Below are 16970 nucleotides of genomic sequence, written 5' to 3'. Positions count from 1 at the left end.
GATTCCCATGACTCGGATAGCAAGAGCTATCCTCCCAAGCCTGCCTGCCGGCAAAGGCAGGGGAATAAGGTCTATATTAAATTTTTGCTGGCAAATAAAATAAACCTGCCTCTTGAAAGGCAGGTTCGAGTGGCTCAGAATAAATGAGCCTCTTATCAACTACTCTAACAAAAAACTCAAATTGGAAAATCAGGATTTTCTAGTACTTCATCCAGTTGTTTAATGTGTCGCTGGGTATGTGCACTGATGAACACCAGCCAGTGATAACCACTGATTTCACCCAAGGGACCAAAATCTTTGTAATACCCTTTCAGCGGCTTTTCCACATCATTGACATAAGAAATGGTCTCACCACGCTTCTGTTTGAATTCGCTAAGGAAAGCTTTAGGGGTACTGAATTGGCTTTCCGGCTGAAGTCGTTCAGGAGCGTTGAATTTACGCTCACGGTTTTGGAGAAAGTCTATAACGAATTGAACTTTCTCTTGTACATAATCTTCTCCTCGAGGGCTCCAGTTGGTGGTGTCCATCGCATCAGCTCTGCTAATGAGGCTACTCTCTGCTTTAAAAATATGCTCACAGATTTCGGCCGGAGACCAGGTGGTATCTGTGGCTTTAAATGTCCATTGTTCTTCGCTCAAATCTTTGATCCTGCTAAAGAGCTCCTTCTGCGATTGCTTCAGATAGCTGATCACATACTTTCGGTCTTCCTTGGTGAGATCACCTTCTTTTAGTGTGTTGAATGACGACCCAATAATCCAGACCAACATAAGGGTAATTGTGCTTACATACTTTTTCATGTGTATTCAGTTAATTTTTAGCCAATCCTAACGAGGAGGAGGATAGCCAGATCATGAAAAAGGGAATGTAGAAGCTGAGTGGTAGCTGTTTTCAGGCTGAATGGTCCGATTGAAACCAGGTTTTCAATTCCCGGCTTTTATATCGGCTGACGGTGATGCACGTTGAAAGCTGTTCCAAATGCACTTTTAATTTATTATTGACATCTTTTTGGAGCGAACTGATTGCACCTCTGGAAATAATCGTTTGTCGGTTCGCTCTGAAGAATCGGTTGGAGAGTTTTTCTTCAACCTCATTTAAAGACTCGTATTGAGTTACTAGTTTAGATCCTTCTTTATCAATCAGGAATACACAACCATCCTGATGAACAAAGCAGGAAATCTCTTCTTCCGTGATGGTACGAAGCTCATTGTTTCGCACAATGGAGACCGTCTGACTTTTAGCTGCCAGCTTGTTGAGGGTTAGTGTCCCATTGCTTTTGGCATATGCTCGAATAACAAAAACTCCAGTTTCGATCAATGAAATCATAAGGCACACTCCTAATAATCCTACAAACCGAAAAGGGTTCATGACATACTGGAAAATGATCATTTGCAGGATAGTCAGAATCGCAAAGATGACCGAGCAGAATACAAGGTTGGTGCGAATGATCAACCAAACGGATTTCGTATCAAAGCCAAGTTTAGACTTGCCTGAAAGCCGTCGATAATTCCAGGTGTTGGTTTCACAGATAAACAATCCGTAAATCAGGAAGATTGTAAAAGGGATAAACGGGAATTGATAATCCGGTGAAAATGGCAGCTTCTGATAGGTGATCAGATGCGTCATCACAAAAGATAGCAGCACCATCAATGAACGACGTACCGTGTTGTCACTGAGTTTGATTTTCTGATGTGGAAGTGCTATGGTCATGATATGAATTTAACCAGAAATGCAACTCAATGTCTATTGTTTTTACATGAGTGGATTATAAAATCTCTACAATATGCCTCGCGACCTTACCCGTTCCATCCCAAATCTGATGTCGACAGGAAGTACCGGATGCCAGGATGATGGTGTCTTTTTCTGCTTCGCGTACTTTGGGGAAAAGCACCAGTTCTCCAATTTTCATGGATACCTCAAAATGCTCTTTTTCATAGCCGAATGAGCCGGCCATTCCACAGCATCCACTTGGGATAATTTGCACGTCAAAGCCTTCAGAGGCTTTTAGAATTTTCATTGTGGGGGTCATGGAAGAAAGTGCCTTCTGGTGGCAATGTCCGTGGACTAAAACCTTCTTTTTATCATGTGAAAAGTCTTCTGACTTCAGCCTTCCTTCTTCTAACTCCTTAGCTAAAAACTCTTCGATTGTAAAGGTTTTCTCGGCTACTTTCAGTGCCTGTTCCTTTTCTTTTCCGCGAAGCAAATCCGGATACTCATCACGGAACGTCAGAATCGCCGATGGTTCAATACCTACCAGGCAAGAATCTATCTTAAGAAGTGAATGAAAGAGTGAAACGTTTTGCTCAGCAAATTCTTTCGCTTCCTCCAGCATGCCTTTAGATAAGTAAGCTCGCCCACTGATGGCATGATTGGCAGCTCTCACTTCATACCCCATCCGGTCCAGGAGCATGATTGCCTTTTTGCCGATTTCCACATCCAGGTAATTGGTAAATTCATCAAAAAAGAAGTAGACGGTCTTCTTTGGCTTTCGCTGTAGCGAATGAAACTTCTTATCAAACCATGAGCGTAAGGTTTGATTCGCCATCTTCGGGATGGATCGCTTGGATGCAAATCCCAGCATGGGCTTGGAAAGGTTTCTGGTCAGGTTAAATGCCCAGGGAGCTTTCTCAAACCGCTCCATGCTTTTCGCATAGTTGGCGATCATCTTGGTTCGGAAAGGCACACCTTTTTCCTTCATTGATTGATATTGCCACTCTGCTTTCAGCTTCCCCATATCCACATTGGATGGGCACTCTCGTTTGCAGCCTTTGCAAGACAAACAGAGGTCCATCACCTCTTTGATTTCAGGCTGTGCGAATGGATTAGCTTCTTTAGATCGAGTGAGCATCTCTCGAAGAATATTCGCTCTGGCTCTGGTGGTATCTTTTTCATCCCGGGTGGCCTGATAGCTGGGGCACATCGTGCCTCTTGTCAGTTCTGATTTTCGGCAGTCACCGGATCCATTGCATAGTTCTGCTGATCGTACAATCCCCTCATCTTGTGAGAAGTCCAGCATGGTCTCAAACTCAGGCGTCTGCTGATTCTTTTCATATCTAAGCGAGGTATCCATGGGAGCTGTGTCCACAATCTTCCCTGGGTTGAAGATGTTGTGGGGATCCCACGCTTGCTTCACTTTTTTAAGTAACTGGTAGTTTTCCTCACCAATCATCTTTGGAATAAACTCTCCACGTAAACGCCCATCGCCATGCTCCCCCGAGAGTGAGCCTTTGTATTCCTTAACCAGGTCGGCAATCTCTTCTGCTATGGTTCGGAAGAGTTTTACTCCCTTTTCTGTTTTAAGATTCAGATACGGACGAAGGTGCAATTCACCGGATCCGGCATGTGCATAATGTACGCTATACAATCCATGCTTATGAAGAATTTTATTGAAGTCGCCGATGTAATTAGGCAAATCTTTTACGTCTACTGCCGTGTCTTCGATAACAGGGGCAGGTTTTGTATCTCCGGGGATGTTGGAAAGCAATCCTAAACCTGCCTTTCTTAAGTTCCAGACCTTGGTGATATCATCTCCTTTGATAATCGGAAATGCATAGCCTAATCGTTGCTTACCCACTTCCGTGAGAAAATTCAGGATACGGATATCTACCTCTTTTTCCGTTTCACCTATCAATTCGACCACTAGTATGGCCTTCGGTTCACCCTCCACAAAAAATCGGTTTTCCGCTTGTTCTTTATTTCGAGAAGTGGCTTCAAGGATGTAATGATCCATCAACTCACAGGCATACGGTTGATAGTTGAGTGCGATCAGGTTTGCTTTCAAAGCATCATCAATCGTTTTGGTATGGATGCAAACGAGCCTTTTATGACCTTCTGGTATTTTGGTGATCTTCAGTTTGGCGGCTGTTACAAAAGCTAACGTTCCTTCCGATCCGGCTATCAGGGAGCAGAAGTTGAAAGGCTTTCCATCAGGATTAAAGGGCTGCATATCTGCCAGCATATCCAAGGCATACCCGGTATTTCTTCGAGGAATATTTGGCTTGGGAAACTCTTTTTTAATGCGCTGGACATTCGCTTCATCTAAAAGAATATCTGAGATATTTTGGTAGAGTTTATTTTCTAATTCTGATTTACCTCGTAAATCTTCAGAAGCTTTGAAATGAGCATCAGAACCATCAGACAATAGTGCCTTTACTTCAAGCAAATGCTCTCTTGTGCTTCCATAGACCACTGAATTAGAACCACAGCTGTTGTTTCCAATCATCCCACCAATCATCGCCCGATTGGCTGTGGAGGTTTCCGGAGCAAAGAAGTAGCCATGCTTTGAAAGCTCCCGGTTTAGTTCATCTCGTACAATTCCTGGCTGCACCCATACATATTCTTCCTCAAGATTGACTTCCAGAATTTTGGTGAAGTGTTTTGAAACGTCTACTATAATTCCACCACCAACTACCTGTCCGGCCAGGGATGTTCCGGCTGTACGAGGAATCAGAGAGGTTTTATTTTCAGCAGCAAATCGAATGAGGTTTTTGAGGTCTTCTTCAGTCTTTGGGATCGCTACAGCCTGAGGCACTTCCCGATAGGCAGATGCATCCGTAGCATAGATGCGGCGGATGGCTTCTCTGGTATGCAGCTCGCCTTTAAGTTCCTTTTTTAGACCTCCGAAGTTCATAGGTCAAACCTAATCAACTCACCCCATTTCCTTTCGGAAATTTCCCCTCTCTTTCAAGAGAGGGGTCAGGGGAGAGTTAAATAATTTCCAATCCCGATGTAACCTTCCGAAATTAGGGGAGTTTCCCCGACAGAATGCACCAAATGAACCTACTGGAAGACCACAGTTTGATGTTGAAAGTGAAAGAAGGAGAGGTAGAAAAACTCAACCTGCTTTACAAACGGTACAGTCGCCGATTCTTTGGCTTTTTCTATGGAATGACCAATGATGGAGCGACAAGTGAAGACCTGGTGCAAAACGTCTTCATGCGGATTTTGAAGTACAAACACACCTATAAAGAAAATGGTGACTTTGAAGTGTGGGCCTTCCAGATGGCGAGAAACGTTCATCACGATCACTACCGAAAGAATAAACGATATGCTTTTCAGGAGGACATGAATCCCTATGAAGAGCGATTGAGCGAGAATATAAATCAGGAGGTAGAAATGGAAAAAAGTGACGAATTGAATTACCTGCAAAAAGCACTCGCCAACTTATCAGAAGAAAAGCGGGAGCTGATTGAGTTGGTACGGTTTCAAAAAGTGAAATACGCCAAGGTGGCGGAGATGCTTGGAGTGACTGAGAGCGCAATCAAAGTTCGAGTGCATCGAATATTAAAAGAATTACGGGAGTCCTACATAAAAATGGATGTCTAATCCCCCTTTGAAGGGGGGTGTGGAGGATGTGAGATGGCAGGGGGATGTAAAGAAGAACATTAATCTCAAAATGAGATAGCTATGAAAATAACAAATAAAAAAGCGGAGGAACTCTGGCAGGATAAATTGGCAGGAAACATCAGCGAGAATGAGGAAAAGGCATTGAAGGAGTTTCTTCTATCCAATCCTGAGAAAGCTAAAGAGCTTAAAGACCTGGAGCAGACCTGGGACTTGTTTGAGGAGATTGAACGACCTGAACCCAGTGATTCCATGAATGCCCGATTTGAAGGAATGATGGCTGCCTATGTTGAGAAGCAAAAAGAAGTTCGCCCGAATGTGCTTGACTGGATTGTAGCACAAATGACCAAAAGCTGGCAAGTTGGGCTGGCGTCATTGGCGATGGGACTGTTCATCGGCTGGTGGATGTTGCCATCACAAGATCAGAAGCAGGATATCGCTCAGTTAAGCAGCGAAATTCAAAGCATGAAAGAAATGATGATGCTTACCCTCATTGAGCAGCCGAAGGCACAGGAACGTATTCGTGCTGTAAATATGGCTGCCGAGATGCCAAAGGCAGATGAGAAAGTGATTAATGCATTGATATCTACGCTGAATCACGATGATAATATCAACGTGCGATTAGCCTCTTTGGAATCTTTGTTGCGCTACGCCGATGAGCCTGATGTTAGGCATGCGCTAGTAGATGCATTAAAGATGCAGGAATCTCCGCTGATGTTAGTTGCCATAGCAGATGTGTTGGTGGCAATTCAGGAAAAATCATCTGTGGATGCCATGGAAAAGCTGAAAGAAAATACAGAAGATGAATTCGTAAAGGAAAAGCTTAACGAAAGCATCGAAACACTCAAGAATACATAAACTCAAAATAAGGACTAATGAAATTATTACTCATACTATTGACGCTGATCAACCCGGACCTCAAGGAGGACAGGATCGTGATCAACAAAACATACGATATTTCAAATGCTGAGAAAATGCTGGTTATGATCCACAACATGAATGGGGATGTGACAGTAGAGGCCACTGAAGGGAATCAGGTTTCGCTGGATTTAACCATTGAGATTTCAGCATCTTCCGATGATTTAATTGACCAGGCAAAAAGGGACTTAAAGCTTGGAGAATACATCAAAAATGACTCACTGGTTTTGTATATGAAGGCGCCATTTATACGGAGGTGTGAAGGACAGCAGTTTTGGGGATACAATATGAATGATGGCCCTGACTATTCTTTCAAATATCAGTACAAATTGAAGGTGCCCAAAAAGATTGCCATCCATGCAAAAACCGTCAACAATGGAGATGTCCTGGTAAGGAACATGGAAGGGAAAGTGATGGTGAGCAATGTAAACGGCGACATTGAGGTTGAAAACGTCCACGATCTAAGACGTGCTTCAACGGTCAACGGGGATGTAGACATCACGTTTGTGAAAGCTCCTCAAATGCCGGTAAAGTTCCATACCGTAAACGGTGACTTTACTTTCGAGCTACCTGATGACTTCAATGCGCAGGTATATTTCGACAGCATGAATGGGGATCTGTATACTGCATTTGACTACAAACGGATGAGTCCTAAAGTAGAGAAAAGCGAACGTAATGGAACCTTCAAAATTGGAACCAAAACCGGCGTAGAAATAGGGTCTGGTGGTCCTGAACTTTCGTTCAAAAGCATCAATGGAAATGTTTATTTGAAAAAGAAGAAATCATAAATAAGATAAGAAAATGAAAAAGTTAATAATCATATTATTTCTTGTAGCCTCAGCGAGTGTTTGGGCACAGGATTTCAACGAGCGAATCGCGATACCCTTAAGCTCTCCCAATACCAAAGGCAAGCTGGAAGTGGGCCTTGTGCGAGGAGACATAATGGTGGAAGCCTACAATGGGAAGGAAGTAATCATTGAGGCTGAGGCAAGCACTAAATCGAAAGATCACGATTGTGTAAGCTGCGACGATGATGATGATCGGTCAGTTCCATCCGGAATGAAAAGGATCGCATCCAGTCCAATCGAGCTCAGTGCTTCTGAAAACAATAATCGCGTGAAGGTTGAAACAAACTCATGGAAAAAACCTATCAATCTTACCATCAGGGTGCCGGCTAATTTTGACCTGGAGGTTTCAACAGTCCATGGTCAGATAGATGTCACAGGAGTAAGCGGAACTCATGAGATTTCAGCCGTGCATGGCCCGCTGACACTAAAAGACATGAGTGGATCTATTGTATCAAATACGGTTCATGGAGACATCATTGTGAATTTCATAAAAGTGACTCCAAATGAGCCCATGTCATTTGTAACCCTGCACGGAAATGTGGACGTGACTTTTCCTCCAGGAATCAAGGCAACTGCCAAGATGCGATCAGATCGGGGAGAAATATTCACCGATTACGATATGACCGTAGACAGATCCAAACCTGAAGTGAAATCAGATGATGGCAAATACAAAGTATCTATCAATTCGTGGGTATTTGGTGCCATCAACGGTGGTGGTCCGGAGTACACATTCAAAAACATGCACGGAGATATCATTATCCGGAAGAAGTAAATCATCCGTCATTCTCTTCGAAGGGGATCTCCCTTTGAAGAGTGTGATGGTGGAACCCACCCCTACCCCTCCCAGGAGGGGATTTGTTATTATCTTGCCCTGATGGATTCGATCGATCAGGTCACACTCAACTTCAGTGAAGCCAACTTATTTTACCTCAATCTAAGTCTTGGCTTCATCATGTTTGGGGTGGCTATCAACCTCCGCGTCGAAGATTTTATTCGGGTGTTGAAAAGTCCGAAAGCAGCGTTAGCAGGTATCATGTCTCAATTCATTGTTCTTCCAATTCTTACGTTCTTATTGATTTTGATAATCCAGCCTCGTGCCAGTTTTGCACTAGGGATGATGTTGGTGGCGGCATGTCCGGGAGGAAACATCTCCAACTTCATGTCTGCAATGGCCAGAGGAAATGCTGCGCTTTCAGTAAGCTTAACCGCGGTATCAAGTACACTGGCCATTATTCTCACTCCTATTAACCTTACTTTATGGGCAGGACTCTATCCACCCACAGCAAGTATCCTCACAGAAGTCAGTCTTGATTTCTGGCAGCTTCTGAAGACGATCACCATGCTATTACTCATCCCTATTGTTTTAGGTATGCTGTTAAGGAAATGGAAACCAAGAGTTGCGGATCGTCTGCATCCCGTTATGCATTACAGCTCTATTGGAATTTTTGTGGCCATTGTTCTGATGGCTTTCAGTGCCAATTTCGATCTTTTCCTGAAATACATTCATCTGGTGATTTTACTTGTACTCGCTCACAATGCCATTGCAATTACAGCCGGATACCAGATGGGAAGGGTTTTCAAACTTGATGAGCAGGATAAACGATCCATTGCCATAGAAACAGGCATTCAAAACTCGGGACTTGGATTGATCCTTATTTTCTCCTTTTTCGATGGATTAGGAGGCATGGCAATCGTTGCAGCTTGGTGGGGCATTTGGCACATCATTTCCGGTTTGAGCCTTGCATCTATTTGGAACAACAGACCGGTCATAAACCAATCAGCAGAATCAAATATTCAAACGGAAGTCTGAAAATTCACTCTCAGAGTGCTGATAGAAAAAAGCTGAGCACTAACCATTTGATCTCCTGATAATTGTGGCTTATTTATTAAAACCCACTGTGTGGGTCAATAGCAAATTATTTCCTTATTTTTGCCGACCTCAAAAAGAGCATTTAGAAGAATATGGCACTAATAGGAATACTGAGAAACAAGATGGGTAAGATCGTGGTGGGAGCAATCATGGTCACCATGGTAGCATTCATTGGCACAGATTTGATCGGAAACTCATCTATTTTAGGTGGTGGAGAAAATCCAGACATTGGAGAGATCGCCGGAGAAAGCATTTCCAATACCCAGTTTCAAAATAAAGTTGATGAGCTGTCCTACAATTTTGCGATCAACACCGGAAGAAACCCGCTTCAGCAAGAGACAGACCAAATCAGGAATCAGGCATGGAATGCTTTGATTTTACAAAACGCTTATGAAAAGCAGTTTGAAGAGTTGGGTATTACGGTCACCAACGCTGAGCTAGTGGATATGGTGCAGGGGAGCAACATCAGCCCTCAGATCAGACAGTTTTTTGCTGATCCACAAACTGGTCAGTTTCAAAAAGAAAATGTAACGGCTTTTTTGGGAAGCCTTGGTCAGGCACAACCACAACAAAGAAATTCTTGGATTGCATTCGAGCAGTCGCTTATTCCAAGCAGGAAATTAGAGAAGTATGCAAACCTTTTCACAAAGACCAACTATGTAACCAAATACGAGGCAAAGGATGAGTATGTAAGTCAAAATGCGAATGCTACTATTGACTACATGTACGTTCCGTTTCTAAGTGTTTCTGATGAAGAAGTTTCAGTTACAGACGCTGAGCTTCAGTCATACCTGGATGATCATGAATCAGAATTTCAAAGAGATGAAACGAGAAACATGGAGTATGTGGTGTTTGATATTGTCCCGTCAAGCCTGGATTCATCTGTGGTGGCAAATGAAGTGGCGGACTTTCAGCAATCATTGGCAAACGCTTCTAATGATTCTAGTTTCGTCAGCATTAATTCTGACGATCCATACCCTTTCATTACATATAATGAAAACAACCTACCGGCATCCCTGCAGGGTCAGGAAGTAGGCTTTGTATCAGAGCCGCAAATCGTGAATGGAGCTTATGAATTTTATAAGCTATCACGAATCGATGAAGTGGCTGCAGATAGCTTACTGTATCGAGTGGCAAAAATGAAGAAGGAATTTTTCGTTTCTGATGAAACCATCAATGAGGTATACAGACAAGCTGACCTTTTTGCGGCTTCAGCAGGTAACCTTGAGGAGTTCCGAAAGTTGGCTGAGGAGCAGGGGTTGAATGTAAGAACAGCTAATCGTATCAGCAAAAACGCACAACGTGTAGGTCAAATGATAGAGGCTAGAAGTCTCGTGCTGTGGTTATACAATGATGCTAGTACTGGAGCTGTTTCAGAAGTAAAAGAAATAGGTGAGAAATATGTTGTTGCGGCAATGACTGCAGAGCAAGAAGAAGGAGTGGCCAATCTGGAGGAAGTTAGAAATCAAGTTGAAAGAAAGGTGAAGAACGAGAAAAAAGCGGAAACGATTATAAGTAAGCTTGGCGGTCTTGATGCTACTGATCTTGAGTCAATGTCTGCGGCATACGGTGAAGGAGCTAAGACGGGCACTGCTGATTTCCAGTTGTTTTCAAATAGCATTACAGGAGTTGGATATGCACCGGAAGCAATTGGTCTTGCATTCGCACTGGAAGAAGAAGAAATGACGCAGGCTTTTGCAGTTCAGGATGGTGTGATCGTTGTAAAACTATTAGCTAAAGATATTCCTGCTGATGTAGATGATTATTCAGCCTACGCCCTTCAGGTATCTCGTCAGCGATTGGGACAAAATGCCATGGTTGCGGATTTCCCGCTTTCATACTTCCGATTATTCGTTCCTAGAAAAATCGATGATGCAGTGAAAGAATTCGCGGATATCGAAGACATGAGATATAAGTTCTTCTAAACTGAAATAAGAATCTTTAAAAGCCATTCCGAACTTTATCGGGATGGCTTTTTTTATAGTACTGGATTCCAATTAAATTGAATGTATGAGCTGGGACGAAAAAGCATTTGTTGAAAAGCTTGAGGGAACACATGACTTCCCTGACAATTACACGTTTAAGTTTATTGTAAAGCCGGAACATCAGCCTAAGGTTGAAGCATTATTGCCCGGAGCAGAAATCAAACTCAAGCCCAGCTCTGGCAACAAATACGTGAGCATTACTTTGAATCAGAAAATGAATTCAAGTCAGGAAGTAGTGGAAGTATACAAGCAAGCCAACAAGATTGAAGGAATCATTGCACTTTAAAATCAAGAACCATGAGTTGGAAAGAAGAAGACAACAAGCTTAAAAAGACATTCGAATTCAAAAATTTTGTGGAAGCATTTGGCTTCATGAGCAGCGTGGCGATTATCGCTGAAAAGATGAATCACCACCCCAATTGGAGCAATGTATATAACACAGTCAGCTTCGAATTAAACACCCATGATGCCGGTGATGTAGTGACTGAGAAGGATCATAAGCTGGCGGAGGCCATTGATGGGTTGGTTTCTTAAACAATTATAATTTGATGTCATTTCGAGGGAAGTGCAACGACGAGAAATCTCATTGTCAATGTGTGAGGTAAAGATTTCTCACTGCGTTCGAAATGAAAAATAAAATTGAATATGCTGTCTGTGATCAATCTCTGTGTCCTTTGTGGTTAAAAATCTAACTTAGCCCTATGACCATTGAGCCCGGCAAACTATACCTCGTCCCAACTCCTATTGGCAACCTTGCCGATATGACCTACCGAGCAGTGGAGGTATTGAAAAATGTAGATCTCATTCTGGCTGAAGATACCAGAACATCAGGAGTTTTACTCAAGCATTATGAGATAGGCACACCAGCGCAAAGTTTCCACGCCCACAATGAACATAAGAAAGTGGAGGAAGCTATCGCAAAGCTGAAAGAAGGCAAGTCGATTGCTCAGATATCGGATGCCGGGACACCTGGGATTTCAGATCCGGGATTTTTGTTGGTACGGGAAGCACTCGCAAATGAGATCCCTGTTGATTCATTGCCCGGAGCTACGGCATTTATTCCAGCATTGGTTAAGTCCGGATTTCCATGCGACCGTTTTGTCTTCGAAGGATTTTTGCCTCACAAAAAAGGCCGACAAACTCGAATTGAATCCATAAAAGAGGAAACACGTACGGTGGTTTATTACGAGTCTCCGCATCGACTCCTAAAAACATTGCAACAATTCAAAGAAATCTTGGGGGAGCGCAACGTTTCAGTTTCCAGAGAGTTAACAAAGAAGTTCGAAGAGACGGTGACAGGCCCGATAGATGATGTGCTGACCTATTTCAGCGCGAAAAGCATCAAAGGAGAATTTGTCATTGTATTAGAAGGAGCCAAATGAACCTGGAAAACATCACCGAAAAAGTAGCAGCAGTAGCATTGAAAACCGGAGGATTTATCCGGCAGGAGCGAAAGCGGTTTTCGTATGATGAAGTAGAGTTTAAAGGAGAAAGCGATTTGGTTTCCTATGTAGATACAGAATCCGAAAAACAGATTATTTCCGGTTTAGAAAAAATCCTTCCTGAAGCCGGTTTTATTACTGAGGAAGAGACCACCATACAGGGGCAAAAAGAATTTACCTGGATCATTGACCCTCTGGATGGCACTACAAACTTTGTGCATGGCATTCCAAATTACTGTGTCAGCATTGGCCTAATGCATGAAGAAAAGATTGTTGCAGGAGTTGTCTATGAAGTGGCCAACGATGAATGTTTTTATGCATGGAAAGATGGAGGTGCATACCTGAATAAGCAACAGATTGCTGTCTCCAAGGCGAAATCATTTTCTGATACGGTGCTTGCCACAGGTTTTCCATATCATGAATTTGAACGGTTGGATGAATACCTTCTCATATTACACCAACTGATGGAGTCCACTCAAGGACTGAGAAGGATGGGTAGTGCAGCTGCTGATATGGCGTATGTGGCTTGCGGGAGATACGGAGGCTATTTTGAATACAATCTCAACTCATACGATATAGCCGGTGGAGTTATTCTCGTTCAGGAGGCTGGCGGTAAAGTCACTGATTTCAAAGGAGGAAACAATTTCATCTTTGGAAGAGAAATTGTTGCAGGAGGAGTGGTACACCCGCAACTACTTCATGTAATAAAAAAATATTGGTAAGATTCTTGTGATTAGTTACTCTAAATTTATAATCATGAAGACACTCACCATTCTCATCATCTTCCTTATGGCTGCCTGTGGTGGCAATGAAGGATCTAACTCTACCATGGCGGAAATGGAAGTCCCAATGACTATGCAGCCAGCAGTTGAAGAAGCGGACGCTGCTTCGTACAGAAAAGTTGCTAACACAGAACAAGACGAAGCTGAAATTCAAAAGAAAGTAATCAAAACCGGTGGTCTTTCTTACAGAGTAGAAAGTACAAAAGAAGAATACAATCGGCTGAATGATATGCTAGAAAAATATGAGGCTTATATCAGCTCGGAGAATGAAAACAAAGGATACGATCGGGTGAATTACAATGTGAGCATCAAGGTACCACCGCAAAATTTTGATCCAATGATCGCTGATATTACTAAGGATAAAAAGCTGGATAACCGATGGGTGAATACCGATGATGTAACAGAAAGGTATTATGATCTTCAGTCCCGAATTGACAATAAGAAAAAATTAGAGGAGCGTTATTTGGAGATACTCAAACAAGCGAATAAGATCACCGACATTCTGGAAGTGGAAAGAAACCTGAATCAGGTGCGATCAGAGATCGAATCACTTCAAGGACAATTTAAGTTGCTAAGTCATCAAATCAATTTCAGCACCATTGATGTGTCCTTCTACCAATTGATTCCATACGAACTGGATCAGGAGCAGCGTCCCGGTTTTGGCACTCGTTTGGTTAATTCCATTACCGCCGGTTGGCAGGGATTTCTAACTTTTCTGGTTTACGTGTTAGCTCTTTGGCCATTTGGTTTACTTGCTGTCGGGGTTGTTTGGGTGGTGAAAAAGGTTAGAGCTCGTAAGAAATAAATGTGTGTCCCCTTGGGGGGACTACAGGGGGGATTATTTTTACATAAAAAGAAATGCAATGAAACCCAACATACGCGTCGGATACGGATACGATGTACACGCCCTGGCAGAAGGCGTGGATTTTTGGATCGGAGGGATCAAAGTACCCCATACGCATGGAGCGTATGGACATTCAGATGCGGATGTATTGATTCACGTGATTTGTGATGCCTTGTTGGGAGCGGCAAACATGCGGGATATCGGTTTTCATTTTTCAGATAAGGATCCCAAATACAAAGGAATCGATAGCAAAATCTTGCTAAAGGATGTCATCAAAATCATCGGTGAGAAAGATTATAAAGTAGGGAACATTGATTCAACCGTATGCCTGGAAATGCCGAAACTCAATCCTCATATTCCGGAGATGAAGAAGGTCCTGGCAGAAGTTATGGGAATAGATGAGGAAGATATCTCCATTAAAGCCACAACGACAGAAAAGCTCGGGTTTGTTGGAAAAGAAGAAGGCGTAGCAGCACATGCGACTGTATTGATTTATAAGGAACCCGATGGGAAAGGCGCACCAACGTATCAAGGCTTATAATAAGGTATTAATCTGCCACTTACACCGACTTTGAAATAACCTCCTCAGATGTCAATCCATAGAGTGGAGGCGTTTTTATGCCTAACATGGCTAAATACATATAAAGCTGTCCCCGATGATGAACTTCATGCTCAATTAATGCGCGCAACCATTTCCAAACGGTGATTTCAACGCCTCCTGGTGTTTCGCATTTCCTTTCCATGTCTTCATGAGTCAGACGCTCAAAAACCGCTTTTGATTTCTTTTGCTTTTGAAGATAGAATTGTACTACGGCCTCTTTACCCTCAGCCAATTCAATACCACATCCCTGGTATTTTGAAGGTTTCAATTGTACATTCTCTACATACATGAAGCGTTCAATTGCTGCCAGATGCCTTATCTGGTCACCAATGGTAAATTTTCCATCCTGATAGGTCCACTCAATTTTATCTTCAGGGATAAAGTCAAACAATCTTGCCGTTCTTGCTTTTACTTTGTCCAGGTATTTGACAAAGGATTGACCATCGTATATTTCCATCACATTATTTTAAGTATTAAGATAGCACATGATCAAGATCATCACTACCGAAGATGGTTCTCACAGCCTGTTTGATGAGGAGCTAAACGAGACCTACCATTCAACGAGAGGAGCTAGGGGAGAATCCATGCATGTGTTTATACGTGAAGGGTTGGAGCATTGGTTATCCGGAAATCAAGCCGAGGAAATCAAAATTCTGGAGATTGGACTGGGAACCGGACTGAATGCCTTTCTAACAACTCAATTTGCAAATCAACATAACCAAAAGATTCATTTCACTTCTTTGGAACCCTTCCCAATTGAGAAAGAGATTTATCAAAACCTTAATTTCTTCCAATCCGAAGAGGAAAGGGGATTGCTTTTGAAAATTCACGAATCTGATTGGGAGAAAGAATCAAGGATTTCTTCCAATTTCATCCTACAAAAAACAACATCAAAGCTCGAAGACTTCATCACTTCAAACTCATTTCACATCATTTACTTCGACGCATTTGCACCCAGCAAACAACCGGAAGTCTGGTCACTGGAAAATCTCAAGAAATGTTACTCACTGCTTGAAAAAGGAGGAGTACTCACCACCTACTGCGCTCAGGGACAATTCAAACGCAACCTCGTAGAAGCTGGATTTAAGGTTGAAACGCTTCATGGTGCCATGGGTAAGAAGGAGATGGTGAGGGGAATAAAATAGTAAGCCGATCAGAAGACCGGCTTACCAGGAAACCTATTTTACACTCACTCCACTATTATCTTTAAACCTTCCCGTGATCAACCAACCCCCGAAATCTTCTGATACAGCCATTAAAAGCTCATTTTTGCCTTTTTTTAGATCCAGATAGATCCCATCAAATAACCCTACGGTCCCGAGGTATCGGTAGTCTCTGCTTCGCCATTTATTGTTTCCCCAATAGATGGGTTTCCCGTTTAGAATGGCTATAACCCGGTCGCTGTAACCAAACTCAAACAATTTCATTTGATCTTTTTCTGAGGTAATGGAGATTTTTGCAAAAACGGTATTGCCAGGCTCGCCATTATATAAATTTTGGATTCTGGAAATATTAGCGGCAGTCCCTTCTTCTGCTTTTATTTTCCCTTGCCACTTCCTGTTCGCCAGGGCCTCTTCGATATTGTTTGGGTTTTCAAGAAGCTTTTCCTCAAACATGTCTGAGACTTCCCACTCCTGGATCAAATTGGGAATAGCTTCCCTTTCAATTGGTCTAAAACCAACAAGATCAGGAGCGTCGAATGAGACTTTGATGTTAGCGATATGAAAGCCAGACGAGTTACCCCCTCTTATGATGATCTTGCCGGATTCTGGTTTATGAAATAGATCCCAGGAGAGGTTTGGTTTGTCACTATTATCCAGATATACCTGGGCCTTATCTTCATTCACTAAAATCTTTATGTGAGTCCATGTTTCATAATTGTATTTGTAAGCAAACGAATATCGGGGGCCAAAATACAGTTGCCATGGTGAAATGTTTTTGGTTGTCGGTGCTGCCTGATTCGCATCCGGATTTCCGGATTGGTGCGGTCGAACATAGAATTGCTCAGAATCTCCAGTCTCGTTATTAGCCCGGAAGTATACCCCGGGGAAGGCCTGTTCTTCTTTCAGATGGATGTCAAATTCAATGATGCCATTTTTAAACGCTTTATCCTTAAGAGTCATAGAGCCAGCTTGAAGATATATTGCATCTGATCCCAGATGTTTTTCAAGAACATAGGCACGCGCTTGAATTTCCCAATTGTTCGTATCAATTGGAATAATTTGTCCTTTTGATCCTATACTTAAAAGGAGAAGTACTATTGTGAGTTTTAATTGTGTTTTCATACCACAACCTTACGAATGGTTTAAAGGTTAAGTAATGGGATCTGTAGACAAGTTG

At 42.6% G+C, this 16970-nt stretch carries 18 protein-coding genes; 13 read left to right on the top strand and 5 right to left on the bottom strand.

Features of this window, described 5'->3' with window-relative positions; genetic code table 11:
• Positions 1–176: 176 nt before the first annotated feature.
• The 3 genes from CHB71_RS00545 to CHB71_RS00535 all read right to left on the bottom strand — a co-directional run bounded on the left by CHB71_RS00545 (position 177) and on the right by CHB71_RS00535 (position 4627).
• Positions 177–797 (bottom strand): DinB family protein, encoded by a 621-nt coding sequence (locus tag CHB71_RS00545; RefSeq protein WP_089354930.1) that lies wholly within the window; start codon positions 795–797, stop codon positions 177–179.
• A gap of 91 nt (positions 798–888) precedes the next feature.
• Positions 889–1707: a LytTR family DNA-binding domain-containing protein gene (locus CHB71_RS00540; protein ID WP_089354929.1), complete on the bottom strand. Its 819-nt coding sequence runs from the start codon at positions 1705–1707 to the stop codon at positions 889–891.
• A gap of 55 nt (positions 1708–1762) precedes the next feature.
• On the bottom strand, positions 1763–4627 hold the full coding sequence (locus CHB71_RS00535; protein WP_089354928.1) for an FAD-binding and (Fe-S)-binding domain-containing protein: 2865 nt from the start codon (positions 4625–4627) through the stop codon (positions 1763–1765).
• Between the two features lie 143 nt (positions 4628–4770).
• Here CHB71_RS00535 and CHB71_RS00530 point away from each other — a divergent pair, with 143 nt between their 5' ends.
• The 12 genes from CHB71_RS00530 to ispF all read left to right on the top strand — a co-directional run bounded on the left by CHB71_RS00530 (position 4771) and on the right by ispF (position 14570).
• A complete protein-coding gene (locus tag CHB71_RS00530) occupies positions 4771–5322 on the top strand; it encodes an RNA polymerase sigma factor (RefSeq protein ID WP_179213266.1) in 552 nt (183 codons plus the stop codon).
• An 81-nt stretch (positions 5323–5403) separates the two neighbouring features.
• Positions 5404–6198 carry a HEAT repeat domain-containing protein gene (locus tag CHB71_RS00525; RefSeq protein WP_089354926.1) on the top strand — a complete coding sequence of 265 codons (795 nt, stop codon included), beginning with the start codon at positions 5404–5406 and terminating at the stop codon, positions 6196–6198.
• 17 nt (positions 6199–6215) lie between these two features.
• Positions 6216–7046 carry a DUF4097 family beta strand repeat-containing protein gene (locus tag CHB71_RS00520; RefSeq protein WP_144017281.1) on the top strand — a complete coding sequence of 277 codons (831 nt, stop codon included), beginning with the start codon at positions 6216–6218 and terminating at the stop codon, positions 7044–7046.
• Between the two features lie 13 nt (positions 7047–7059).
• Positions 7060–7878, top strand: a complete 819-nt coding sequence (locus CHB71_RS00515) for a DUF4097 family beta strand repeat-containing protein (protein WP_089354924.1) — start codon at positions 7060–7062, stop codon at positions 7876–7878.
• Positions 7879–7980: 102 nt separating this feature from the next.
• A complete protein-coding gene (locus CHB71_RS00510; protein ID WP_089354923.1) occupies positions 7981–8916 on the top strand; it encodes a bile acid:sodium symporter family protein in 936 nt (311 codons plus the stop codon).
• Positions 8917–9068: 152 nt separating this feature from the next.
• Positions 9069–10901: a peptidylprolyl isomerase gene (locus CHB71_RS00505; RefSeq protein ID WP_089354922.1), complete on the top strand. Its 1833-nt coding sequence runs from the start codon at positions 9069–9071 to the stop codon at positions 10899–10901.
• 85 nt (positions 10902–10986) lie between these two features.
• Complete coding sequence (locus CHB71_RS00500) at positions 10987–11247, top strand: DUF493 family protein (protein ID WP_089354921.1); 261 nt, start codon at positions 10987–10989, stop codon at positions 11245–11247.
• 11 nt (positions 11248–11258) lie between these two features.
• A complete protein-coding gene (locus CHB71_RS00495; protein WP_089354920.1) occupies positions 11259–11495 on the top strand; it encodes a 4a-hydroxytetrahydrobiopterin dehydratase in 237 nt (78 codons plus the stop codon).
• Positions 11496–11662: 167 nt separating this feature from the next.
• Positions 11663–12343 carry a 16S rRNA (cytidine(1402)-2'-O)-methyltransferase gene (gene rsmI, locus CHB71_RS00490; protein ID WP_089354919.1) on the top strand — a complete coding sequence of 227 codons (681 nt, stop codon included), beginning with the start codon at positions 11663–11665 and terminating at the stop codon, positions 12341–12343.
• Positions 12340–13125, top strand: a complete 786-nt coding sequence (locus CHB71_RS00485; protein ID WP_089354918.1) for an inositol monophosphatase family protein — start codon at positions 12340–12342, stop codon at positions 13123–13125. The genes rsmI and CHB71_RS00485 overlap by 4 nt, the downstream gene beginning before the upstream one ends.
• A 34-nt stretch (positions 13126–13159) precedes the next feature.
• Positions 13160–13990 carry a DUF4349 domain-containing protein gene (locus tag CHB71_RS00480; RefSeq protein WP_089354917.1) on the top strand — a complete coding sequence of 277 codons (831 nt, stop codon included), beginning with the start codon at positions 13160–13162 and terminating at the stop codon, positions 13988–13990.
• Positions 13991–14048: 58 nt separating this feature from the next.
• Positions 14049–14570, top strand: a complete 522-nt coding sequence (ispF, locus tag CHB71_RS00475) for a 2-C-methyl-D-erythritol 2,4-cyclodiphosphate synthase (protein WP_089354916.1) — start codon at positions 14049–14051, stop codon at positions 14568–14570.
• 19 nt (positions 14571–14589) lie between these two features.
• Here the strand turns inward: ispF and CHB71_RS00470 are convergent, their stop codons facing one another.
• Entirely contained in the window at positions 14590–15087 is a 498-nt protein-coding gene (locus CHB71_RS00470; RefSeq protein WP_089354915.1) for a DinB family protein, read from the bottom strand.
• Positions 15088–15115: 28 nt separating this feature from the next.
• Here CHB71_RS00470 and mnmD point away from each other — a divergent pair, with 28 nt between their 5' ends.
• On the top strand, positions 15116–15775 hold the full coding sequence (gene mnmD / locus CHB71_RS00465; protein WP_089354914.1) for a tRNA (5-methylaminomethyl-2-thiouridine)(34)-methyltransferase MnmD: 660 nt from the start codon (positions 15116–15118) through the stop codon (positions 15773–15775).
• 33 nt (positions 15776–15808) lie between these two features.
• On the opposite strand, the gene CHB71_RS00460 is transcribed toward mnmD, so the two are convergent.
• Positions 15809–16915 (bottom strand): hypothetical protein, encoded by a 1107-nt coding sequence (locus CHB71_RS00460; protein WP_089354913.1) that lies wholly within the window; start codon positions 16913–16915, stop codon positions 15809–15811.
• Between the last annotated feature and the right edge of the window lie 55 nt (positions 16916–16970).

Origin of the sequence: Ekhidna lutea (assembly GCF_900188325.1) — a bacterium.
Classification (GTDB): Bacteria; Bacteroidota; Bacteroidia; order Cytophagales; family Cyclobacteriaceae; genus Ekhidna; species Ekhidna lutea.
Note: the sequence above shows the minus strand (reverse complement) of the source record. Positions and strands in the feature narration are given on the sequence as shown.